This window comes from Bradyrhizobium iriomotense, from assembly GCF_018130765.1.
GTDB classification, from domain to species: domain Bacteria; phylum Pseudomonadota; class Alphaproteobacteria; order Rhizobiales; family Xanthobacteraceae; genus Bradyrhizobium; species Bradyrhizobium iriomotense_A.
Window position 1 is genome coordinate 59162 of sequence record NZ_JAFCJZ010000009.1, and the last position, 21899, is coordinate 81060.

Here is a 21899-nt window from a genome sequence, read left to right on the forward strand (position 1 = left end):
GCGCGAAAAGTGGTGGGTTACGCCGAGCGATTGCGCTTCGCGCAATCGCGGGGCTAACCCACCCTACGATGTCAGTCCCAACAAAAACGGCGCCATCGTGAGATGGCGCCGTTTCGAAAGCCGAATTGGCCTGGGACTTACTTGCGATCCTTGATCGGCACGTAATCGCGCTTGGTGACGCCGGTGTAGAGCTGGCGCGGACGACCGATCTTCTGCTGCGGATCTTCGATCATCTCGCTCCACTGGCTGATCCAGCCGACGGTGCGGGCGACCGCGAACAGCACGGTGAACATCGAGACCGGGAAGCCCATCGCCTTCAGCGTGATGCCCGAATAGAAGTCGACGTTCGGGTAGAGCTTGCGGTCGATGAAGTACTGGTCGCTGAGCGCGATCTTCTCGAGCTCCATCGCCACCTTCAGCATCGGATCGTCGCCATGGCCGGTCTCCTTGAGCACGGCGTGACACATCTTCTGCATGATCTTGGCGCGCGGATCATAGTTCTTGTAGACGCGATGGCCGAAGCCCATCAGGCGGACTTCAGAGTTCTTGTCCTTCACCTTGGCGATGAATTCGGGAATCTTGTCGACCGTGCCGATGTCGTAGAGCATGTTGAGCGCGGCTTCATTGGCACCGCCATGCGCCGGGCCCCAGAGGCAGGCGATGCCGGCCGCGATGCAGGCGAACGGGTTTGCGCCCGAGGAGCCGGCGATGCGCACCGTCGAGGTCGAGGCGTTCTGCTCGTGATCGGCGTGCAGGATGAAGATCTTCTCCAGCGCGTCGGCGAGCACCGGGCTGACCTTGTAGTCCTCGCAAGGCACCGCGAAGCACATGTTCAGGAAGTTCTCGGCAAAGCCAAGCGAGTTCTTCGGATACACGAAGGGCTGGCCGACGGTGTACTTGTAGGCCATCGCGGCCAGCGTCGGGATCTTCGCGATCATGCGCATGGAGGCGATCATGCGCTGCTTCGTATCGTTGATGTCGGTGGAGTCGTGATAGAACGCGGCGAGCGCGCCGACCGCCGCCACCATGATCGCCATCGGATGGGCGTCGCGGCGGAAGCCCTGGAAGAACCGGGCCATCTGCTCGTGCACCATCGTGTGATGGGTCACGCGGTAGTCGAAATCCTTCTTCTGCTCAGCGGTCGGCAGGTTCCCATAGAGCAGGAGATAGCAGGTCTCCAGGAAGTCGCCGTGCTCGGCGAGCTGCTCGATCGGATAGCCGCGGTATTCCAGCACGCCGGCATCGCCGTCGATATAGGTGATCTTGGACTGGCAGCTCGCGGTCGAAGTGAAGCCGGGATCGTAAGTGAACAGACCCGACTGGCCGTAGAGCTTACCGATATCGACAACATCGGGCCCGACGCTGCCGCTGAGGATCGGGAGATCGTAGTTCTTGTTTCCGACCGTCAGCGTTGCGGTCTTTGGGCTTTCTTTTGCGTCCATCAGAGGTCCCCGATGTATGGTGAAACGGGCCGGACCCGGAAGGCCCCGATGAGTTGGCGGGGCAGGCCGGATGTTCCAGAAGGTACGGGGGAGATGGGTATATTATTGCTGTGTGCGCTGCAAGATCACCCGCGCGCATGGCCTACTTACGTCGTAGACTGATCCTTAAGCCGCCCCAGGCTTTCCTGGCGTCCCAGCACGTCCAAAACCTCAAATATACCAGGCGATGTGGTCCGCCCGGTGAGCGCCGCCCGCAAGGGCTGGGCAACCGAGCCCAGCTTGAGACTATTTTCCTCGGCAAAGGCGCGCAGTGCGGCTTCCGCGGTGGCCGCACTCCAGGTCTCGACTTTCTCCAGCGCGGAATGAAGCTGGCCGATCAGCTTGCGGTTCTCGGGCGTCAGCAGCGCCTGCGCCTTGGGATCGAGCTGCAGCGGCCGGTCGGCGAAGATGAAATACGCGCCGTCGATCAGCTCGATCAGCGTCTTGGCGCGCTCCTTCAGGGCCGGCATGGCCTTGAGAAGCTGCGCCCGCGTGGTGTCGTTTAACTTCGCCTTAATCTCGTCGCGGCTGGGTACGACATGGTCGAGCACGTCCTCGAACATCCTCACGAGTGATTGATCGTCGGCGTGACGGATGTAATGGCCGTTGAGGTTCTCCAGCTTGGCAAAGTCGAAGCGGGAGGCGGCCCGGCCGACGCTGGCGAGGTCGAACGCTTCGATCATCTCCTCCGTCGAGAAGATCTCCTGGTCGCCATGGCTCCAGCCGAGGCGGACGAGATAGTTGCGGAGCGCGGCCGGGAGGTATCCCATGGCGCGGTAGGCATCGACGCCAAGCGCGCCGTGCCGCTTCGACAGCTTGGAGCCGTCCGGGCCATGGATGAGGGGGATGTGGGACATGCTCGGCAGCGCCCAGCCCATCGCGTCGTAAATCTGCTTCTGGCGGGCGGCGTTGATCAGATGGTCGTCGCCGCGGATGACGTGGGTGACGCCCATGTCGTGGTCGTCCACGACCACCGCGAGCATGTAGGTCGGGTTGCCATCGCCGCGCAGAAGCACGAGGTCGTCGAGGTTCTCGTTCTGCCAGACCACGCGGCCCTGGACCTGGTCCTCGATCACGGTCTCGCCAGTCTGCGGCGCGCGCAGGCGGATGGTGGGCTTGACGTCGCTCGGAGCCGTGGCCGGGTCGCGGTCGCGCCACATGCCGTCATAGAGGCGGGTGCGGCCCTCCGCGCGCGCCTTCTCGCGCATCGCGGCGAGCTCCTCCGCCGTGGCGAAGCAGCGATAGGCCTTGCCGTCGGCGAGCAGCTGCTCGGCGACCTCACGGTGACGGGCGGCGCGGCTGAACTGGTAGATGACCTCGCCGTCCCAGCCGAGCTCGAGCCATTTCAGGCCGTCGAGAATGGCGCCGATCGCGGCTTCCGTGGAGCGCTCCCGGTCGGTGTCCTCGATCCGGAGCAGCATCTTGCCGCCATGCTTCTTGGCGTAGAGCCAGTTGAACAGCGCCGTGCGGGCGCCCCCGATATGGAGGAAGCCGGTCGGAGAGGGGGCGAAGCGGGTGACGACGGAATCGGTCATTCTTGGCAGGGCCTATGCATTGGAGGCGGTGGTGTATAGCAGGACCGGAGCATAACTAAAGCCCGACGGCGGACGGCTTGAGGCCGTACTTAAGCTCTTGGCGCGGTCACGCGAATTTGGCAGAAGGACCGCTGATTTCCCTACAGGATTTTCGTAATGACAGAACCGGTGGCAGCTGAGGTTGGGCGCGATTTCATTCGTGACATCATCCAGGCCGATCTCGATCAGGGCAAGTACAAGGAGATCGTGACCCGGTTCCCGCCGGAGCCGAACGGCTACCTGCATATCGGTCACGCCAAGTCGATCGCCCTCAATTTCGGCATCGCCCAGGAGTTTCCGGGCCGCTGCCACCTGCGCTTCGACGACACCAACCCGGTCAAGGAAGAGCAGGAATATATCGATTCCATCCAGGCCGACGTGCGCTGGCTCGGCTTCGACTGGGGCAAGAACCTGTTCTTCGCCTCGGATTATTTCGAACGCCTGTATGAATGGGCGGAGAAGCTGATCCAGGACGGGCTCGCCTATGTCGACGACCAGACCCAGGAGGAGATCCGCACTTCGCGCGGCACGCTGACCGAGCCGGGCAAGAACTCGCCGTTCCGCGACCGCTCCGTGGAGGAGAATCTCGACCTGTTCCGCCGCATGAAGGCCGGCGAATTCCCCAACGGCGCGCGCGTGCTGCGGGCCAAGATCGACATGGCCGCGGGCAACATCAATCTGCGCGACCCCGTGCTCTACCGCATCCTGCATGCGCACCATCCGCGCACGGGCAACGCATGGTGCATCTATCCGAGCTACGACTATGCCCACGGCCAGTCGGACGCCATCGAAGGCATCACGCACTCGATCTGCACGCTGGAGTTCGAGGATCACCGGCCGCTCTACGACTGGTTCATCGAGAAGCTGCCGGTGCCGTCAGACCCGCACCAGTACGAGTTCGCACGGTTGAACCTGACCTACACGGTGTTGTCCAAGCGCGTGCTGACCCAGCTCGTTCGCGACGGCCATGTCGCCGGCTGGGACGATCCGCGCATGCCGACCATGGCGGGGATGCGCCGCCGCGGCGTACCGCCGGCGGCCTTGCGCGAATTCGTCAAGCGCATCGGCGTCGCGAAAGCCAACAGCGTGGTCGACGTCGGCATGCTGGAATTCTGCATCCGCGAGGAGCTGAACCGCACGTCGCAGCGGCGCATGGCGGTCTTGAGGCCGCTCAAGGTCGTGATCGAGAACTATCCGGAAGGGCAGACCGAGGAGCTCGAGGCGATCAACCATCCGGATGACCCGTCGGCGGGCACGCGGAAAATCACGTTCGGCCGCGAGCTCTATATTGAGCAGGACGACTTCATGGAGAATCCGCCGAAGAAGTTCTTCCGTCTGTCGCCGGGCAATGAGGTGCGGCTGCGCTATGCCTATTTCGTCAAGTGCACCGGCGTGATCAAGAACGACGCAGGCGAGGTGGTGGAGCTGCGTTGCACCTACGATCCCGCGACCAAGGGCGGCAACGCGCCCGACGGCCGCAAGGTCAAGGCGACCATGCACTGGCTGCCGGCGGCGAACTCGGTGCCCGCGGAGATCCGCATCTACAACCAGCTGTTCGCCAACCCGAGCCCGGATGCCTCGAACTTCGCGGCCGATCTCAATCCGAATTCGCTGGAGATCCTCTCCGATGCGCGGATCGAGGCTTCGGTGGCCGAGAGCAATTCCACCGAGCCGATGCAGTTTGAGCGCCAGGGCTATTTCGTGCGCGACAAGGACTCGACGCCGGGCAAGCCGGTGTTCTCGCGTACCATAGGCCTGCGCGACACCTTTGCGAAGGAAGTCGCCAAGGGCTGATAAGGGCTGATGGGCACATGAGCGACGAAGCCGACGCCATCGTTTCCGCCATCATCGCGAAATGGTGCGCCGGCTTCGCGATGCTCGACGTGGCCGCGCTGTCATCGCTGTATTCGAAGAACGCGTTCTTCTTCGGCTCGAACCCAAAGCTCTATCGGGGCAGGGACGGCGTCGCCGACTATTTCAACGGCCTGCCGCGCTGGCGGCAGCCGAGCGCGGTCTTTTCCGAGGTGAACGCAGCGAAGGCCGGTCCGGATCTGATCAACATGGCCGCAACCATCTCGTTCGATCTCGCCGGCGAGCGGGACGACCTCGTCGTCAAGATGAGCTGGGTCATCGTCCGCGAGGATGGCGACTGGAAGATCGTCAATCACCATGCCTCGTCGCGCGCGCCGCTGATCTAGCGCGGGAGGCGTACTTCATCGCAACCGCTTCATCCGGTCGCTACAGCTTGTAGCCGATCTTCCTCAGGAGGTCCTTCCGCCACGCAATGTCGGTGTCGGTCACGATACCCAGCGGTGAGGCGCCATCCACTACGCCGAGCACGCCACGGCCGAGCTCCGTTTGCGCGACGATCACCTGTGTGGCGTTGGCCGTCGCGCAGTAGATGCGGCAGACCTCCGGCACCGAGTGCACGGCAGCTAGGACGTTGACCGGAAAGAAGCCGTCGCCCAGGAAGATCAGAAAAGTGTGGCCGCGCTCCTCCAGGAGAGAGCTACACGATTCATGTTAGGCCGACGGAAAGCGATTGTCAGCCGCTGCCCGAGCCGCTTCGTGGAACCGGCGGACTCGCTCCAGGTCCTTGGCATGCGAACCGTCCTGATCCGTCTTCGTCTTGGAGTCGACGCCGGCTGGACGGACAGTTTGGATCGCTCCTGCGACATTCTCCGGTCCGAGGCCGCCTGCGAGGACGACCGGAACACGGACGACGTCCACGATGCGGCGACTGATATTCCAATCATGCGTCACGCCGAGCGCGCCGATCTGCTTGTCCGTGGACCGATAGCTGTCGTGCAGCAGAAAGTCTGCAATGCCAACGTAGCTCTCGGCAATCGCGACGCTTTCCTCGGAGAACACCGGTATGCTTCTCATCACGACGATCCCGGGCAACATGCGTTTAAGCGAAGCAACATCTTGCGGGGAAAGCAGTTCGGCGCTGGCTCCCAAATGGACGATCGCGGGATTGAGCTCGCGCGCCCACGACGCAATCAAGGAGAGATCGCGGGTCAGAAACAGTGCCGAGAATTTCGATGGCGGTACAATTGCCGCGCCGATCTTGGAAGCCGCCGAGATCGGCAGTTCGCGGGGAAATTGGCCGTCTCCGACGAGTACGCCGATATGGTCGACGCCAATGGCTGAAAGTGCGGACGCTTCTTCGGGGGTGGAGATTTCATAGATTTGAGTCAACATCGGGCGTAACCTCTCCGAGTCTCAGGCGCGAGACGCCTCGAACGCTGCCATCACCTCGGCCAGCATCCGCTCCCGCTCTCCCGCATAGCGCGGAGAGAAGTGAAAAGGCTCGACGCGGCGGACATTGGCTTCCCGTGCGACTTCTCCGGCAGCCGTGGTGGTAAGATGAGCCCGCTCCTTCGCTATTGCGGCGTCCGCGTCCGCAAACGCCGCCTCGATGAAGAGGATGTCTGCATTCTGAATCAGCGCCACGATGGCGGCACGATTGGCCGGCGTGTCGGCAACATCGGTCACATAGGCGATTTTCTGGCCGGCAGTGACCGTCACAAGATCGCGCAGGCTCGAGAGTGGCACGAGGCGATCCGACTTGGCCGCTTCTTCGATACGGATCAAATGATCTTCCGCGCGACGCTCGACGACGGCCTTCTTCAGCGACAGCAACCAGGGACCGACGGGTAGTCCACGCTCCGACAGCCTATTCTTCCATACGTTGACATGGGCCGCCTCCTGCAGCGCAAAGCCGAGGCAGGGCGTGCCATGTTCAAGGATCGCGGCTGACACGCGATGGGTCGGTTCATCGCAGAGTACGCCCGCAATAGTCTTGCGAGGGGCGGATGGCTCTGCCGCGAAGCCTTTCCTCAGCCGGTACCGCGTGGTGGAGATGGAATTTTCCGCTCCAAGTTCGCTGACGTCGAAAACAAGATCGCAGGAATAGTTTTCGACCAGGTTCCAGCGATAGGCCTGAAGCTTGTGAAAGACGTGCTCGGCTAGGCCGGGCGGACCGAACAGCTGTACCGATTTCTCGTGCCCGACGAGCAAACGCAGCAGATGGTCGAAGCCAACGAAATGATCGATATGCGCATGCGAGACAAAGACCTGGTCGACGCGTCGGATCTTCCGTGGCGCCAGTGAAGCAATCTCTCCAATATCGAACAGCAGACTTCGCTTCTCGAACAGCGTTTCGACATAGACCGTCGGATCGCCGTAGCGACCGTTGACAAGGCTAGGATGGAAAAGCGGTCGCATGACAACAATTCTGCTGCAACAGTTCCAAATGCATCTCCCCTCATCTTAGGGGACGGGGATGGATTCCGCACCGGGCAGGATCGAGCTAGAATACATCAATCGGATCGAGGAGAGAGCCATGAAACTCGTTTCAAGCGCCTTCGCCGATGGTGCCGCAATTCCGCGACGGTTTACCTGTGATGGCGAAAATCTTTCGCCACCTCTGCAATGGAGCGACGCGCCGGAGGGGGCGCGGAGTCTTGTCCTGCTCTGCGACGATCCCGATGCGCCCGCCGGCAAATGGCATCATTGGGCAGTCTACGACATTCCGCCGGCGGTCACGGAATTTGCGATCAACGCCGCGCAGAACGCCGGAATGAAGCAAGCCGTCAACGATTTTCGGAAGGTGGGCTATGGCGGCCCGTGTCCGCCGCATGGCCATGGGCCTCATCATTATCATTTCCGACTGCTTGCCCTCTCGATGGAGGGCCTGCCGACAAAGGCCAATGCATCCTGCGGCGACATCGAGCGAGAGGCGCGCAAGCACGTGATCGCGGAGGCGACCCTCGTCGGTTGGTATGAGAGGTAGGCGAAAGAATGCCCTAGATGTCGTAATACAAATGGAACTCGTAAGGATGCGGTCGAAGCCGGATCGGGTCGACCTCCTTCTTGCGCTTGTAGTCGAGCCAGGTTTCGATCACGTCGGCGGTGAAGACGTCCCCGCGTAGCATGAATGCGTGGTCGCGCTCGAGTGCGTCGAGCGCCTGGTCCAGCGATCCCGGCGTGGACTTCACCTCCTTCGCCTCCGCAGGCGGGAGGTCGTAGAGATTCTTGTCGATCGGGCTGCCGGGGTCGATCCGCTTGTCGATACCGTCGAGGCCGGCCATCAGCATTGCAGCGAAGGCCAAATAGGGATTGCAGGACGGATCGGGCGAGCGAAACTCGACGCGCTTGGCGCGCGGATTTGGCGAATACATCGGAATCCGGCAGCAGGCGGAGCGATTGCGCTGAGAGTAGACGAGGTTGATCGGGGCTTCATAACCCGGCACCAGGCGCCGGTAGGAGTTCGTGGTGGGGGCGCAAAGCCCGCACAACGCCCAGGCGTGGCTCAAAAGCCCGCCGATATAGTAGCGCGCGAGCTGGCTCAGCTCGGCGTAGTCGCCCTTGTCGTAGAACAAATTGGTCTCGCCCTTCCAGAGCGACTGGTGAACGTGCATGCCCGAAGCGTTGTCCTCGAACAGCGGCTTCGGCATGAATGTCGCGGTCTTGCCATGCTGATGCGCGGTGTTCTTGACCACGTATTTGTAGATCATCAAATTGTCGGCCATGCGGGTCAGCGTGGTGAAGCGCATGTCGATCTCGTTCTGGCCGCCGGTCGCGACCTCATGGTGGTGGGCTTCGATCTGGATACCCAGAGATTCCATCGTCAGCACCATTTCGGTGCGTAGCGCCTGCATGCTGTCGGTCGGAGGGACGGGAAAGTATCCTTCTTTCGGGCGCGGCTTGTGGCCGAGATTCGGTCCTTCGTCCGTGCTGGTGTTCCAGCTGCCTTCGCTGGAGTCGATTGCGTGCATGGCGAAGTTGATGCCCTGTCCGTAGCGGACCTCGTCGAAGACGAAGAACTCGGCCTCCGGGCCGAAATAGCTCGTATCGGCACGACCGGTACCCTTCAGGTAGGTTTCGGCCTTCTGGGCGATGTAGCGGGCGTCCCGGCTATAGGATTGGCCGGTCACGGGGTCGCGGATGTTGCAGATGAGAACCAGTGTCTTGGCCGGACTATAGGGGTCGACGAAGGCCGTCGTCGGATCCGGGACGACGAGCATGTCGCTTTCCTGGATCTCCTGGAAGCCGCGGATCGATGAGCCATCGAATCCAATGCCCTCATTGAGTGCATCGACGTTCACCGCACTCGGCGGCACGGAAAAATGTTGCCACATCCCCGGCAGGTCGGTGAACCGCAAATCGATCATCTGGACTTTCTCGTCCGTGATCGCCTTCACGAGGTCTTCGGCTGTCGTACATTTCGCAACCATGGCTTCGCTCCCAGGTCAGCGTCCCGAGATCGCGTAGCCGTTCGGCCGCAACCTGGCGGCTCGCGACGGACTGTGGTCCACGTTCGGCGTTGTCGCCGCAGTCAGGCAAGCTTCGCGCGCCGGCAGTCAGCTTTGGTGTGGTCCGCGCATCAGCTTCATCGCATCTTCGATGTGCCGCCAGGTTTTTGCCAATTCGAGCTCGCCCTTCTGCTCGAGGTCGATGGCGTTTTGAGCGGCTTCCGCAATGGCCTTGGGGCCATGGGCTTCCAGCAACTGCCGCGCATAGTCGTGGATTTCCATCTCTCGCATGGCGTCATCTCCCTCTGCTCCGGGCGCGAACTTCCGCGGCACCGGGAACGGTCGACATTGACACCTGTCTAGCGGCGACAGTCTGCATCCGGGTGCGCCGCACTCGCAAGGGCCCTCTGCGGGCATGGTCGGCCGGGCCTGGACGCCGGCTCCCGGACCGGCCCTCGCGGCAACACAACGCAGGCCGGACGGATGGTTGATCATCGGTGCGCCCCCCATATCAATACCAGAAGGGAGGTGAGCATCATGCGCATCCAACATTGGCAAGACGCTGCCAGCCTGTTGGTGGGCGTATGGCTGGTCCTGTCGTCCTTTATCCTCGGCTTATCCGGGGCGGCGGTCTGGATCACCATCGCACTCGGGCTCGGCGTCATGCTGTTTGCCGTGGAGGCCTTTGTCATCCCGTCCTACCTGGAAGAGTGGGGCGAAATGCTGCTGGGCCTGGCGCTGTTGCTGGTGCCTTGGACCATTGGCTATGACCAGGCAGCAGCCACGGCGAGCAGCGTATTGTCGGGCCTGCTGGTGATCTTGCTCGGTGGCTGGGAGCTGACGACCGATCGTGACTTCAGCGCCTGGTGGCACGATCGCTGGCATCACCCGGCCGGCTGACAAGAGCAATCGGCCAAACTCTCCACCGACCGCTATCGGCTGGCGGCCGGAGGCGAGGCTCGACTTGAGCACGCCAAGGACAACGCCTGGGCGTGACGGGGATACGAATGATCGTCGTCGCGCTGAGAGGCCGATGCGGTCATGGTGCAGGCCTTGCGGATCCTGCACCAAGACCTTGCACCCACCAGGACCTGCACAAGACTATTCCGTCACGATGCGGTTCTGGGCTCGATCGGCTGCCAGATACTGATCTTGCGCGTCTCCGGCATCAGGAACAGCGCGAGCAGGAAGCACACCGCGGGGACCGCAATCGGGTAGATCAACGCGTAGCCGATGCTTCCGGTCGCCGCGAAGGCCGCCGACGTGACGAACGGCACCAATCCGCCGCCCCAGCCGTTGCCGATGTGATACGGCACCGATACCGACGTGTACCTGATCCTGCCGGGAAAGAATTCCGCCAGGAACGCGCCGACCGGCCCGTAGACCATCCCAACGTAGCAAACGAGGATGAAGATGATGAAGATCGCGGTCGGATAGTTGATGTTGCCGGGCTGCGTCACCGTTCCCAGCCACAGATACAGCGGATAGTAGGTGATTGCGGCGAGCAGCATGCCGCCCAGGATCACCGGCTTGCGGCCGATTTGATCAGACAGCCATCCGAAGAAAATCAGGCTCGGTGTCGCGATGAGCAGCGCCGCTCCCACGATGTAGGACGAGGTCAGCGCATCGACCTTGGAGACCTGCTGGAGGAAATACAGCGCCCAGAACTGGCCGCTGTACCAGACCACGCCTTGTCCGATCAGGACCACGATTGCTATCCCGATATATTTGACGTTCGAGCTGAGGAAGGCCTCCTTCCACGGATTCGCCGTCATCTGGCCGCGGGCCCTGATCTCCTGGAAGATAGGCGTCTCCTGGAGCTGGAGCCGAATGTAGATTGCGATGGCCACCAGCAGGAAAGACACCAGGAACGGAACGCGCCAAGCCCATTCGTCGAAGGCCTGATTGCCGGCCCAGGTCCGTGTCAGGACGATCACTGCCAGCGACACCACGATGCCGAGAGTCGGGGATGTCTGGAGCCAGCCGGTGTAGTAGCCGCGCCTGTCGTCCGGCACGTGCTCCGCGACATAGGTGATGGCGCCGCCATATTCGCCGCCCAGGCACAGCCCCTGGATCATGCGCAGGCCGAACAGAACGAACGCCGCCGTTAGACCGATGGACTGGTAGGTCGGGATCAACCCGATTGCCCCGGTGCCCAGTCCCATTCCGCTCAGCGTAATGAGGAAGGTGTATTTTCGTCCGACCCTGTCGCCCATCCATCCAAAGAGAAAGGCTCCCAGCGGGCGGATCAGGAAGCCCGCAGTGAACAGCGCGATCGTGCTGAGGAGAGCTGCAACCGGATGGGACTGCTCGAAGAACTTGACCGACAGAACTGCGGCCAGGCTGCCAAAGATATAGAAATCATACCATTCGATGACGTTTCCCACCGACGCAGCAACAATCACGCGACGAAAATCGCTCGGTACTTGAACTGCCATGTGCTGCTCCTATCAAATTCAAACGCTACTCCTGGCGCTCTTCAGCGCCCATTTGCTCGCAGAGTACGCTCGGTGCGCGACGCTACAGGCGAGAATTGCGAGTTGCGTCCGCAACGCCTGGTCTCAGGGACGCTTGAGCCACCTGAGAAAAAGCTCCAGCGGTCTCTTCGGTACCGCGAGCTATCACGGCCTGCCCGTCTGCCGGGGAGGCGTGGAAGCAGTGTAATCCCGCCGGGGCTGGCGTCTTATGAGACTTTCGGCTCAATCGACCTGAACCGAGGCTGATCCGTCCTGAGATGGAACGGTCGCCCATCGTGCCGGGCAGTTTCGTCACGAACGAACGGAAAGGTCTCTCACACGTTGTGTGGGTCCATGAGAGGATCCCATCATGCAGAACATCGCAGAGCACATGGAAGTCATCGGTGCCGACGGCGTCCACATCGGGACGGTCGACAAGGTCGAGGGCCATCGCATCAAGCTGACCAAAAGGGACAGCGGCCAGGGCAGCCACAAGGGCCACCATCACTTCATCGACAAGGGCCTCGTCGCCGATGTCGAAGGCAACAAGGTCCGCCTGTCGGCCAAGGCGGCTGTCGCCGTGACGATGGAAGAGGAAAAGTAGGGCGCACCCTCTTCGTTCCCGATCTGTGCCGCTATTCGGCCCGCTGCACGTTCCGGTAGCCTCTGCGCCAGTCGCGTATCTTGAGGGTTGCTAGGGAATGGCGGAGCCGGGCCGGCCGCAGCGTGTCTCGCAAGGGATCGCAGGAACCTGGCCGGCGGGCCGTCCCGCGTCGGCCGGCGGTTTTGCACCGGCGGGCTTTGGCGCCTGGCCCGCGCTCGTCGAGACGTTGCGCCAATGGGCCAGCGCCGAGGCCGGCGCCGGCCGGCTGTTGCCGTGGGTGCCCGTCGCTTTCGGCAGCGGCATCGCGCTCTACTTTGCGGCCGATCATGAGCCGGTGCTGTGGGTGACCGCCGCGACGGCCATCGCGTTGATGCTCGGCGCCGTCCTGCTGCGACGGAGCCGGCTGTTTGCCCCTGCGATCATGATCGCGGCGGTCGCGGCAGGCTTCGCCGTCGCGACCTGGAAGACGGCGCGCATTGCGCACACCGTCCTGGCAAAACCGCTGTACTCGGTGTCGCTGTCGGGCTTCGTCGAGACGCGCGACATTCGCGAGCGTACCGATCGCTTCGTGCTGCGCGTCACCGCGATGGAGGCGCAGCGCAGCGACGTCTCGCTCGAGCGCGTGCGTCTGTCGGTGCGCAAGGGGACCGCGCCCGAGGTCGGCAGCTTCGTGCAGCTCAAGGCGCGGCTGATGCCGCCGATCTCGCCGGTGCGTCCCGGCAGCTATGATTTCTCGCGCGATATGTTCTTCCAGGGTATCGGTGCCTCCGGCTTCGTGATGGGCGCAATCACGGCTGCAGTGCCGCCGGATGCCGGCGGCTTGCGGCTGCGCTACGCCGCCTTCATGCAGGGCCTGCGCGATGCCATCGATGCGCGCATCCGCTCAACACTCGAAGGCGACAACCGCGCGATCGCGACCGCGCTTCTGACCGGCCGGCGCGATGCGATCACCGCGCCCGTCAATGACGCGATGTTCGTCTCGGGGCTCGGCCACGTGCTTTCGATCTCGGGCTATCACATGGCCATCGTCGCCGGCGTCGTGTTCTTCGCGGTGCGCGCGCTGCTGGCCTTGATCCCGGGACTGGCGGTCGGCTTCCCCATCAAGAAATGGTCGGCGGCCGCGGCGCTGGTTGCTGCCGCGTTTTATCTTCTGCTGTCGGGCGCGGAGGTCGCGACGCAGCGCTCGTTCTTCATGACCGCGGTGGTGCTGATCGCCGTCATGGTCGATCGCCGCGCCATCACGTTCCGCACGCTGGCTGTGGCCGCGCTGATCGTGCTCGCGGTCGCTCCAGAGGCGCTGGTGCATCCGAGCTTCCAAATGTCTTTCGCCGCAACGCTTGGTCTCGTCGCGCTGGTGCAGATCGGCATGCCGAACCTGTTTGCCTCGCCCGACCATTCCGCGACCGCGCGCATCGCGCTATGGGGCGGCCGCGAGATCGCGATGCTGTTCCTGGCCTCGCTGATCGCGGGGCTTGCGACCACGCCCTATGCCGCCTTCCACTTCCACCGCGTCACGCCGTACGGGGTGCTCGCCAATCTCGGCGCGATGCCGGTGGTCTCGGCGCTGGTGATGCCGGCCGGATTGTTGGGCCTGCTCGCTGCTCCCTTCGGGCTCGACGGCGTGTTCTGGTGGCTGATGGGGATCGGCATCGACTGGATGGTCGCGGTGTCGCGCTGGGTGGCGGCACTGCCGGGCGCGGTCGGGCGCATCCCGGCGTTCGGCATCGCACCGCTGATCGCGGCCAGTCTGGGCATCATTGTCATGGGCCTCTTGCGCTCGCCGTTGCGCTGGTCCGGCGGGCTCGTGCTGCTGGCTGCGATCCTCTGGGGCCTGTCGGCGCGGCCGCCTGATATCCTGATCGCCGGGGACGGCCAGAGCGTTGCGGTGCGGGGAAGGGACGGGCATCTCCACATGATCCGCGCGAGCAAGGACAGCTTTCTGCTGAAGGAGTGGCTGGCTGCCGACGCCGATCCGCGCGATGCCGGCAGCCCCTCGCTGGGCGACGGCGTGTCATGCGACGAGGCCGGCTGCGTGACGCCGCTCGCCGACGGGCGGCTGGTCGCGCTGGCCTTGCGCATCGATGCGCTGGCGGACGATTGCAGCCGTGCCGCGCTCGTGGTGACGGCCCGGCCCGCTGCGCCGGATTGCGCGACGATGGTGGTCGACCGGCAGCGTCTCGCCGCGCAGGGCGCACTCGCGCTGACACGGCGGGGCGACGGCTTTGCGGTCCAGGCGGTCAAGGCAAGAGGCGCTGACCGCCCGTGGGCGCCGGCAATCGCAGGCGAGGGCGATTTCGGCGCGAGCCTTGCGCCGCCGGCTCCCCGCAACCGGGATGCGACGCCGTCCGAGGCGGATATGCAGGCTGAGGATTGAGCGGATGGGCTACAGGTACCAGGCCAGCACGGCGTCGAGCCCGGCGCTCCCAATCACCGGCAGGGCCACCATCTGGCTCAGTCCGGACGCGCGGGCCTCGTTAGCCGCGATCGAATTGTCGTGCGCCAGATCATCGGCGAGGGCGGGCATCCCGGTGGCCCAGGCGCCGCCGATGCTGCCGTCACCCCTGGCGATGGATTTGTCCGCATAGAGCGCGGCAAGGTCGGTCTGGGCGCTGCAATCCCCGGCGCGGAAGACCAGCGCCGAGCGGGCCTCGTTCGGCACCCAGATCTCGAAGCGCCGTGCAATTGGCGTCGCCTGCGCGGAGAGGAAGGTTAGCACCCAGGTCTGGTCGGTCCCGGTCCGGTAGGGCACGCCGACGCCGAGATTGATCCCGACCTCGGCGGCGTCTTCCCAGCGCAGAAAGCTCTTGGCGTTGTGCAGGTCCTTGATGATCAGCGGCAGGCCGGCTTTCCAGGTGCGTCCGGGCAGACCGAAGCCGCGCGGAAATCTTGTGTGGCGCGAGTTGAACTCGAACATGTCGGCGGTGCCATAGTAGCCGTCGACGAGTCCCATCTCGTGGGAGGTATCGGGGTCGTTGTGCCAGAGCTCGATCGCGCCGACATGCGCTTCGTCATCGCCGCAGAACAGCACCATCACGGCTTGCAGGAATTCGCCTGAAAACACCGGCACCGCCACGCCGCAGGTCAGGCCCGCCGCGAGCGCCTGATCGGTCCGCCTGAAGTAGGAGTTGGCGAATTTGGTGAGGATGACGGGATGGCCAGAAGCCCAGGCCTTGCCGGGAAGGCCCTCATCCCGACCGAAGCGCAGATCTTCACTCGCTGCCTTGAACGCGGACAGCCCTTCGCCATAGAGGCCGCCGCCGAATTCCAGCCGCATACGCGTCCGGTCGGGCACCCAGAGTTCAACGACGCGAATGAAGGTCTTCATCGAACGTGCCCGCTGCCTCAAGCCTTCTAGCAGCATCGGCCATTTGCCGGCGGAGCGGACGTTCAAAATTCAGGCAGGGCAGCGCAAACTTCGTGCGACGGAGGACAGCGGCAGGTGATCCGGCGAAGGTATTTTCGAAGATGCAAACCGCACCACCTCGCCGGCCATGGCCGGCGATGGCAATTTCAATCCTGGCCCCGACCCGTGAGCCGGGGGCAGCTACGTCAGCCAATCGGCAGGCGCGCGATCGTCGGCCTTTCGGCGATGATCTGCGGCTTGTGCTCGCGCTCGCTAATCGGCTGGGTCACCGGCAATTGCAGCACGGTTGCGCGCTGGCCTTCGACGAGCTGAGTCACCAGCACGTATTTGCCGTCGGGGAATTCGATCGCATCGTGATGGCGATCCGGAATGTGCGGATCGATCTTGCCGAACTTGCCGACGCGGGAGTTGATGGTGCGCGTCCATATCCAGCGATTGTCGTAACGGACGTTGTCGGCGAAGGCGAGCTCCGTTCCCGGCAGCAGGCATACCGCGACGGACATGTCGGCTTCGGAGGCGAAGCCACGTGTCGAGGTGCCGCGGAAGGTTGTCGTGACGATCGTCTCACCGACTTCGGCGGGACGCGTCGCGACGGCGTGCAGGCTGTAGTCACACATCGGGGTGCTCCTCATTCGAAGATAGCAACCCGCACCTCTTGTCGAAGCACAGGCCTCTATCAGAGTGGAAGCATACAACGGTCTGCTTGGTTGTGGGCAAATCTGCGGCTCGGGGTCCGCAGGCTGCCATCACAATATCTTTTTCAGATGCACTGGGAACAAAGCCCGCTCCCGTGCATTCAGCGTGCTTCTTCGTCAGCGACCAGCAGGTGCCGACCAGCCCGAATACGGCCAGGCGGGCTGCGACGGCTGCGCAATGGCGTCGCGTGCGTTGCGGAATTGCTCGCTCGTCGTTGCCGGCTCCGTCTTGCGGACATGATGCGGCCGTGCGGCGACGGCCTGTGGCGCCGACGCTGCGATCAGCGCCAACGTGACGATGCTCAAGACGATCTTGCGCATGGTTGTCTCCTCGGTTTCTCAATCGGCCCGCAAAGCGATGAGTGCTTTGCGCGGCGTGCCGAGGATCTAGCGCGGGAGAGGTGGCCGGATAATCTGTGCAGAACCAGAAAGACTATCCAGCCGGAGCGGACAATCGTCCGCTCCAACGCGTGTCGAACGATCGTAAAGTCAGCTCAGTACTTCCGGTACAGGCCGATCAGCTTGCCCTGAATCTTCACCCGGTTGGGCGGCAGGATGCGGACCTCGTAGGCGGCGTTGGCGGGCTCGAGCGCGATCGAGGCGCCGCGGCGGCGGAAGCGCTTCAGCGTCGCTTCCTCGTCGTCGATCAGCGCCACCACGATGTCGCCGGTGTCGGCGCTCTCGTTGCGCTGGATCAGCGCCATGTCGCCGTCGAGGATACCGGCTTCCACCATCGAATCGCCGCGCACCTCGAGCGCATAGTGCTCGCCGGCGCCGAGCATGTCAGGCGGTACGCTGATGGTGTGGCTGCGGGTCTGCAGCGCCTCGATGGGCGTGCCGGCCGCGATACGGCCCATGACAGGCACGGCGACGGGACGCTCACCCTCGTCAGCGGGCGGGCTGGACGTCGTGCGCACCTTGCCGAGATTGCCCTCGATGACGCTCGGCGTGAAGCCGCGGCGGTTGCCGGCGGCCGCCTGGAGTTCGGGCAGCTTGATGACTTCGATCGCGCGGGCGCGGTTGGGCAGGCGTCGGATGAAGCCGCGCTCCTCGAGCGCTGTGATCAAGCGATGGATGCCCGATTTCGAGCGCAGGTCGAGCGCGTCCTTCATCTCGTCGAAGGAGGGCGGCACGCCGCTTTCCTTCAGACGCTCGCTGATGAATCGCAGAAGCTCGTATTGTTTGCGCGTTAACATCTCGACCAAATCCCCCGGTTGATGTCGTTCGATTCCGAGACGCTGGGTTCAGCAATAAGTCGCTGCATGCTCGAAACAAATCATGAACGGACACTATATGTTCGATACATGTTCCGCAACTGCTTAATTTACCGTGAACAGGGTAAAGTTCGCGGAACGCGTGTGGCCGTGCAGCTCAGACGGGCAGGCGCAGCACCTCGCAAGGCGCGCCGGCTTCGGCCTTGGGTGCGAACGGCGGGCGCACGAGAAGTACCTGTGCCGCAGCGAGATTCGCAAGCAGCGAAGAGTCCTGATGGCTGACGGGAAGGGCGACGAGACTGCCATCGTCGCGTAGCTCCAGGCGCGCGCGAAGATAATCCTCGCGCTGGTCGTTGGCATTGAGGTCGCGGCCCAGCACGGCGTGCTCGCGGCGATGGTGAATCACCTGTTGGCCCGACAGCGCGCGAATCAACGGCACCATGAACAGGAAGGCGCACACATAGGACGATACGGGATTGCCGGGCAGCCCGATCACGCGCATCGGCCCGAGCCGTCCGTGCATCATCGGCTTGCCCGGCCGCATCGCGATCTTCCAGAACGTCATCGCGATCCCCTCGGCCTTGAGCCCCTGCTGCACCAGATCGTGGTCGCCAACCGAGGCGCCGCCGGTCGTGACAAGGACGTCGGCGCCGCTCTCGCGGGCCCGGCGTATCCCGGCAGTTGTGGCCTCCAGGGTATCGGCGGCAACGCCGAGGTCGACGGTATCGGCGCCCTCCTGGCGGGCGAGCGCGTGCAGGGCATAGCCGTTGGAGTAGACGATCTGGCCGGGGCCGGGCGTTGCGCCCGGCATCACCAGTTCGTCGCCGGTGGCGAGGATCGCGACCTTCGGACGGCGTTGGACGGGTAGGTGCGGGTGATTCATCCCGGCAGCGAGCGCCAGGTCGCGGTCGGTGAGCCGGGTTCCTTTCCGCAGCAGCACGTCGCCCTCGGTAAAGTCGACCCCGGCGCGCCGGATGTGCCGCCCGGGAATCGCTGCTTCCTTGATCGTGATGCGCTTGCCGTCCGTGACCGTATCCTCCTGGATCACGACCGCATCCGCTCCGGCGGGAACGACGCCGCCGGTGAAGATCCGGACCGCTTCGCCGGCGCCGACCGATCCCGCAAACGGCCGGCCCGCTGCGACCTCGCCGATGAGCGTGAGCTGGGAATCGATCGTTGCCGCATCGGCCGCGCGCACCGCATAGCCGTCCATCGCCGACATCGCCTGCGGCGGCTGCGTCCGCCGCGCCGCGACGTCGCGTGCGAGCACGCGGTGGTAGGCTTGGTCGAGCGCCACCGTTTCTTCGCCCAGAGGCTCTGCACCCGCGAGCACGGCGGCAAGCGCATCGGATACCGGCATCAGGGCCACGGCGAACTCCCGCAACAGTCGAAGGACTCGGTTGGCAGGGTTCTAGCCGAGCGGAGAGGCTGAAGCAAAAGGGCTCCTCAATGGAGCGAGGAGCCACCTTTCCTTTTGTTGCAGGCTCGGCCTATCTTCCGCCAGTGACAGAACTGCTAGAAAAAGCGCTACAGGCCGTGCGGCAGCTCCCTGCGGATAGCCAGGACGAAATTGCGCGCGCGATGCTGGCCTTGATCGGCAACGTAGGAGAGCCCGAGGAGATCGACCCGGGGCATCTTCCGGCGGTCCTGGAGGGGCTTGCACAAGCCAACCTCCGGCAGTTTTCATTTGATGCCGAGGTGGAAGCCGCATTTCGCCGCTTTGAGCGATGAAGCTCCGGTTTACCCCGCGCGCAACACTGAGGACCTCAAATCCTCCGCGGCATGATCCGGAAGGCGAGACAGACCGGCACGAGGACGGCCATGGCAAGCACGAGAAGAACGAGCGCCACGGCCAGCATGGGTCAACTCCTGGCCGGTTCGTCCGGACTGACGTCCGGCGCTTTGGGACCCTGGTCCTTGTCGGGCAGCGGGTCGGCCTGGGATTTCAGGTCGGCGGCCTTGCTGATCAGCTTGGCGGATAGGTCGGAGTCCGAGGTGGTTCTTGCGAACTCGAGCAGGAGAGAGGCTTGCTTGGTGAGGTAGGATTTGCCCAGCACGTCGATCGGTCCAATGTAAATGTAGGAGTCCCAACGGACTGAAGAGTCCGGAAAGGCGGATTCTGTTCCCGGAACTCTGTACAAAAATGCACAAAGTCACCTGGTTCCTCATTTTGGGCGAAACGAGTTCCGGGGAACCGCACCTGCTAAGAGGCGGATCCGTTCAAATCCCCAGCTTCTTCAGCGCATCGCCGACGTCACGGGGCGTGGTCACATGCACCGCGGTCAATCCGCACGCCCGTGCCCCCTCGATGTTTTCCGCGAGGTCGTCGAAGAAGACGATGCGGCTCGCCGGCACGCCCATTGCCGCCACGACATGATCGAAAGCCTCGGCGTCCGGTTTGCGCAGGCCGATGCTGGACGACAGATAGAGCTCGCGGAAATGGCCGAGCAGGCCGGCATATTCCTTCGAGAAATGGTCGACATGCGGCCGGTTGGTGTTGGAGAAGGCGTAGAGCGGCAACTGCCTGGCCGCACGCGGCAACAGCTCCGCGATGTCAGGCATCTCGCCGGCGAAGATCGCGTTCCAGCCCTCCAGGAACTGCGCATCCGAGATGCCGATTCCGAGCGATGAGCGCAGCGAGGCGAAATAGTCCTCGTCGCTGATCTTGCCGACCTCATGCAGCCGATAGGCTTCACTGTCGCGCACATAGCGCGCGACGATGGCTTCGGGCTGACAGCCGGCATGCCCCGCCCAGCAGGCGATCGCCCTGGAGAAATCGATGTCGAGCACCACGCGCCCGAGATCGAACAGAAGCGCATCTGCGCTGCCGGGAGAGAGCGGCGTCATTGCATCCTTTCACTCAGTATCGATAGGGCTCGTGGTCGAACAGCGGGAACGCGCTGAACACGCTGGGCGCATTCGTTGCGGTGGCCGGATGCAGGCAGGATTTGTTGACTTCGGCGAAGGAGGTTGCGCCGAGCAGGCCGAGGCAGCGCAGCACTTCGTCTTCCAGCAGCTCCAGCATTCGCGTTACGCCGGCTTCTCCGGCCGCCGCCAGCGCCCAGCATTGCAGCCGGCCGATGCCGACGAGGTCGGCGCCTGCCGCAATCGCCTTGACGACGTCGGTGCCGCGGCAAAAGCCGCCATCGACCATGATCTTGGCGCGGCCCTTCACCGCGTCGACGATCTCGGGCAGCACATGCATGGCGCCGCGGCCGTGATCGAGCTGGCGGCCGCCATGGTTGGAGACGTAGATCCACTCGACGCCGTGATCGAGCGCGATCAACGCGTCCTCGGCGGTAGCGATGCCTTTCAGGATCAGAGGGATCTTGAACTTATCCTTGATCATCTTAACCGTTCGCCACTCCAGTCCCTTCTGGTAATCGCCGCCGGTGGCGCGCAGGCGGCTCTCGCGAACATAGCGCTTGGCGATGTCACGTTCGCGACGGCTGTAATGGGCGGTGTCGACGGTCAGGCAGAAGGCGGCGTAGGTGTTCTTCATGGCGCGGCTGACGACATCGGCGACAAAGGCGTCGTCACCACGGACATAGAGCTGGAACAGGCGCAGCGCATCGGGGGCGGCTTCAGCGGTTTTCTCGAGCCCCGGCTCGGTGACCGAGCTCAGCATGTGTGCTGCACCGAAGGTGCCGGCGGCGCGGGCGACGGCCGCCGCGCCGTGCGGATCGAAGACTTCCAGCGCCCCGACCGGGGCCAGCACCACCGGAAGGCGCATCCTGCGGCCGAACTGCTCGACCGAGCCGTCGACCTCATGCACGTCACGCAACACACGCGGGCGAAAGGCGATCTCGTCCAGCGCCATGCGGTTGCGGCGCATCGTGGTCTCGGTCTCGGCGGCGCCGACGATATAATCCCAGGCGTTCTGGTTGAGGTTGGCGCGCGCCTTTTTGATGAATTCGTGCAGGTTCTGGAACGGCTCGTTGCTGGCACCGAGTTCGACGTTCCGTTCCGGCCGGATGCGGGGCGCTTCGTTCATTGTTATCCTCCCGAGAATTTGAAGCCTTGTGTCATCGCCTAACCCGTCCGCCTCTCCAAAACCATCCTAAAATCGCATAGCTGCGAGGCGCGGGCCGGCCAGCCGATTCCGGCCCTTCGTGCGTGACGGTTTCGGAACGTTGCCAAAAGTTTAGCCTGAGACGAAGGGATTTTTGCAGGTGCCCGCCAGCGTGGCAGGGCGGCCTTGAAGAAACCTGAATGGTGTTGTGAGAAGCGGGCTGGATCGCCATTTGCATG

General features: G+C 63.6%; 22 protein-coding genes and 1 pseudogene. 7 read left to right on the forward strand and 16 right to left on the reverse strand.

The window, feature by feature from the left end:
* Window positions 1-137 precede the first annotated feature (137 nt).
* Together gltA and gltX are read right to left on the reverse strand one after the other, a co-directional pair.
* Window positions 138-1442 (reverse strand): citrate synthase, encoded by a 1305-nt coding sequence (gene gltA / locus JQ635_RS17165; protein ID WP_211411024.1) that lies wholly within the window; start codon window positions 1440-1442, stop codon window positions 138-140.
* Window positions 1443-1588: 146 nt separating this feature from the next.
* Window positions 1589-3016 (reverse strand): glutamate--tRNA ligase, encoded by a 1428-nt coding sequence (gltX, locus tag JQ635_RS17170; protein ID WP_211411025.1) that lies wholly within the window; start codon window positions 3014-3016, stop codon window positions 1589-1591.
* Window positions 3017-3172: 156 nt separating this feature from the next.
* On the opposite strand from gltX, the gene JQ635_RS17175 reads away from it, so the two are divergent.
* Window positions 3173-4849: a glutamine--tRNA ligase/YqeY domain fusion protein gene (locus JQ635_RS17175; protein WP_211411026.1), complete on the forward strand. Its 1677-nt coding sequence runs from the start codon at window positions 3173-3175 to the stop codon at window positions 4847-4849.
* A gap of 17 nt (window positions 4850-4866) precedes the next feature.
* Complete coding sequence (locus JQ635_RS17180) at window positions 4867-5253, forward strand: nuclear transport factor 2 family protein (protein ID WP_211411027.1); 387 nt, start codon at window positions 4867-4869, stop codon at window positions 5251-5253.
* A gap of 40 nt (window positions 5254-5293) precedes the next feature.
* Here the strand turns inward: JQ635_RS17180 and JQ635_RS17185 are convergent.
* From JQ635_RS17185 to JQ635_RS17195, 3 genes and pseudogenes are all read right to left on the reverse strand, one after another.
* Window positions 5294-5545: pseudogene (locus JQ635_RS17185) on the reverse strand (adenosine-specific kinase); the annotation flags it as partial.
* Between the two features lie 33 nt (window positions 5546-5578).
* Window positions 5579-6259: a phosphoribosylanthranilate isomerase gene (locus JQ635_RS17190; protein ID WP_211411028.1), complete on the reverse strand. Its 681-nt coding sequence runs from the start codon at window positions 6257-6259 to the stop codon at window positions 5579-5581.
* Between the two features lie 21 nt (window positions 6260-6280).
* On the reverse strand, window positions 6281-7285 hold the full coding sequence (locus JQ635_RS17195; protein ID WP_211411029.1) for a ribonuclease Z: 1005 nt from the start codon (window positions 7283-7285) through the stop codon (window positions 6281-6283).
* A gap of 118 nt (window positions 7286-7403) precedes the next feature.
* Between JQ635_RS17195 and JQ635_RS17200 the strand changes: the two genes are divergently transcribed.
* The gene (locus JQ635_RS17200) at window positions 7404-7853 is read left to right on the forward strand and encodes a YbhB/YbcL family Raf kinase inhibitor-like protein (RefSeq protein ID WP_211411030.1); all 450 of its coding nucleotides are present in this window, start codon (window positions 7404-7406) and stop codon (window positions 7851-7853) included.
* A gap of 13 nt (window positions 7854-7866) precedes the next feature.
* On the opposite strand, the gene glnA is transcribed toward JQ635_RS17200, so the two are convergent.
* Window positions 7867-9297 carry a type I glutamate--ammonia ligase gene (gene glnA, locus JQ635_RS17205; RefSeq protein WP_211411031.1) on the reverse strand — a complete coding sequence of 477 codons (1431 nt, stop codon included), beginning with the start codon at window positions 9295-9297 and terminating at the stop codon, window positions 7867-7869.
* 126 nt (window positions 9298-9423) lie between these two features.
* A complete protein-coding gene (locus JQ635_RS17210) occupies window positions 9424-9606 on the reverse strand; it encodes a hypothetical protein (RefSeq protein WP_028171775.1) in 183 nt (60 codons plus the stop codon).
* 246 nt (window positions 9607-9852) lie between these two features.
* Here JQ635_RS17210 and JQ635_RS17215 point away from each other — a divergent pair, with 246 nt between their 5' ends.
* Window positions 9853-10215 carry an SPW repeat domain-containing protein gene (locus JQ635_RS17215; protein ID WP_211411032.1) on the forward strand — a complete coding sequence of 121 codons (363 nt, stop codon included), beginning with the start codon at window positions 9853-9855 and terminating at the stop codon, window positions 10213-10215.
* Between the two features lie 209 nt (window positions 10216-10424).
* Here the strand turns inward: JQ635_RS17215 and JQ635_RS17220 are convergent, their stop codons facing one another.
* Complete coding sequence (locus JQ635_RS17220) at window positions 10425-11753, reverse strand: MFS transporter (protein ID WP_211411033.1); 1329 nt, start codon at window positions 11751-11753, stop codon at window positions 10425-10427.
* A gap of 388 nt (window positions 11754-12141) precedes the next feature.
* Between JQ635_RS17220 and JQ635_RS17225 the strand changes: the two genes are divergently transcribed.
* Together JQ635_RS17225 and JQ635_RS17230 are read left to right on the forward strand one after the other, a co-directional pair.
* Window positions 12142-12375 (forward strand): DUF2171 domain-containing protein, encoded by a 234-nt coding sequence (locus JQ635_RS17225; protein WP_211411034.1) that lies wholly within the window; start codon window positions 12142-12144, stop codon window positions 12373-12375.
* A gap of 97 nt (window positions 12376-12472) precedes the next feature.
* On the forward strand, window positions 12473-14749 hold the full coding sequence (locus JQ635_RS17230; RefSeq protein WP_211411035.1) for a ComEC/Rec2 family competence protein: 2277 nt from the start codon (window positions 12473-12475) through the stop codon (window positions 14747-14749).
* A 9-nt stretch (window positions 14750-14758) separates the two neighbouring features.
* Here the strand turns inward: JQ635_RS17230 and JQ635_RS17235 are convergent, their stop codons facing one another.
* From JQ635_RS17235 to JQ635_RS17255, 5 genes are all read right to left on the reverse strand, one after another.
* Window positions 14759-15700, reverse strand: coding sequence for a GAF domain-containing protein (locus JQ635_RS17235; protein ID WP_211411036.1), 942 nt, complete (start codon window positions 15698-15700; stop codon window positions 14759-14761).
* Window positions 15701-15924: 224 nt separating this feature from the next.
* Entirely contained in the window at window positions 15925-16356 is a 432-nt protein-coding gene (locus JQ635_RS17240; protein WP_211411037.1) for a hypothetical protein, read from the reverse strand.
* Between the two features lie 195 nt (window positions 16357-16551).
* A complete protein-coding gene (locus tag JQ635_RS17245) occupies window positions 16552-16755 on the reverse strand; it encodes a hypothetical protein (protein WP_211411038.1) in 204 nt (67 codons plus the stop codon).
* 173 nt (window positions 16756-16928) lie between these two features.
* Entirely contained in the window at window positions 16929-17630 is a 702-nt protein-coding gene (gene lexA / locus JQ635_RS17250) for a transcriptional repressor LexA (protein WP_211411039.1), read from the reverse strand.
* A gap of 175 nt (window positions 17631-17805) precedes the next feature.
* Window positions 17806-19017, reverse strand: a complete 1212-nt coding sequence (locus tag JQ635_RS17255; protein WP_211411040.1) for a molybdopterin molybdotransferase MoeA — start codon at window positions 19015-19017, stop codon at window positions 17806-17808.
* 80 nt (window positions 19018-19097) lie between these two features.
* Between JQ635_RS17255 and JQ635_RS17260 the strand changes: the two genes are divergently transcribed.
* Window positions 19098-19379: a hypothetical protein gene (locus JQ635_RS17260; protein WP_246583602.1), complete on the forward strand. Its 282-nt coding sequence runs from the start codon at window positions 19098-19100 to the stop codon at window positions 19377-19379.
* 131 nt (window positions 19380-19510) lie between these two features.
* On the opposite strand, the gene JQ635_RS17265 is transcribed toward JQ635_RS17260, so the two are convergent.
* From JQ635_RS17265 to JQ635_RS17275, 3 genes are all read right to left on the reverse strand, one after another.
* Window positions 19511-19705 carry a hypothetical protein gene (locus JQ635_RS17265; RefSeq protein WP_080137570.1) on the reverse strand — a complete coding sequence of 65 codons (195 nt, stop codon included), beginning with the start codon at window positions 19703-19705 and terminating at the stop codon, window positions 19511-19513.
* Window positions 19706-19868: 163 nt separating this feature from the next.
* A complete protein-coding gene (locus JQ635_RS17270) occupies window positions 19869-20495 on the reverse strand; it encodes an HAD family hydrolase (protein WP_211411041.1) in 627 nt (208 codons plus the stop codon).
* Between the two features lie 13 nt (window positions 20496-20508).
* On the reverse strand, window positions 20509-21642 hold the full coding sequence (locus JQ635_RS17275; RefSeq protein ID WP_211411042.1) for an alpha-hydroxy acid oxidase: 1134 nt from the start codon (window positions 21640-21642) through the stop codon (window positions 20509-20511).
* Between the last annotated feature and the right edge of the window lie 257 nt (window positions 21643-21899).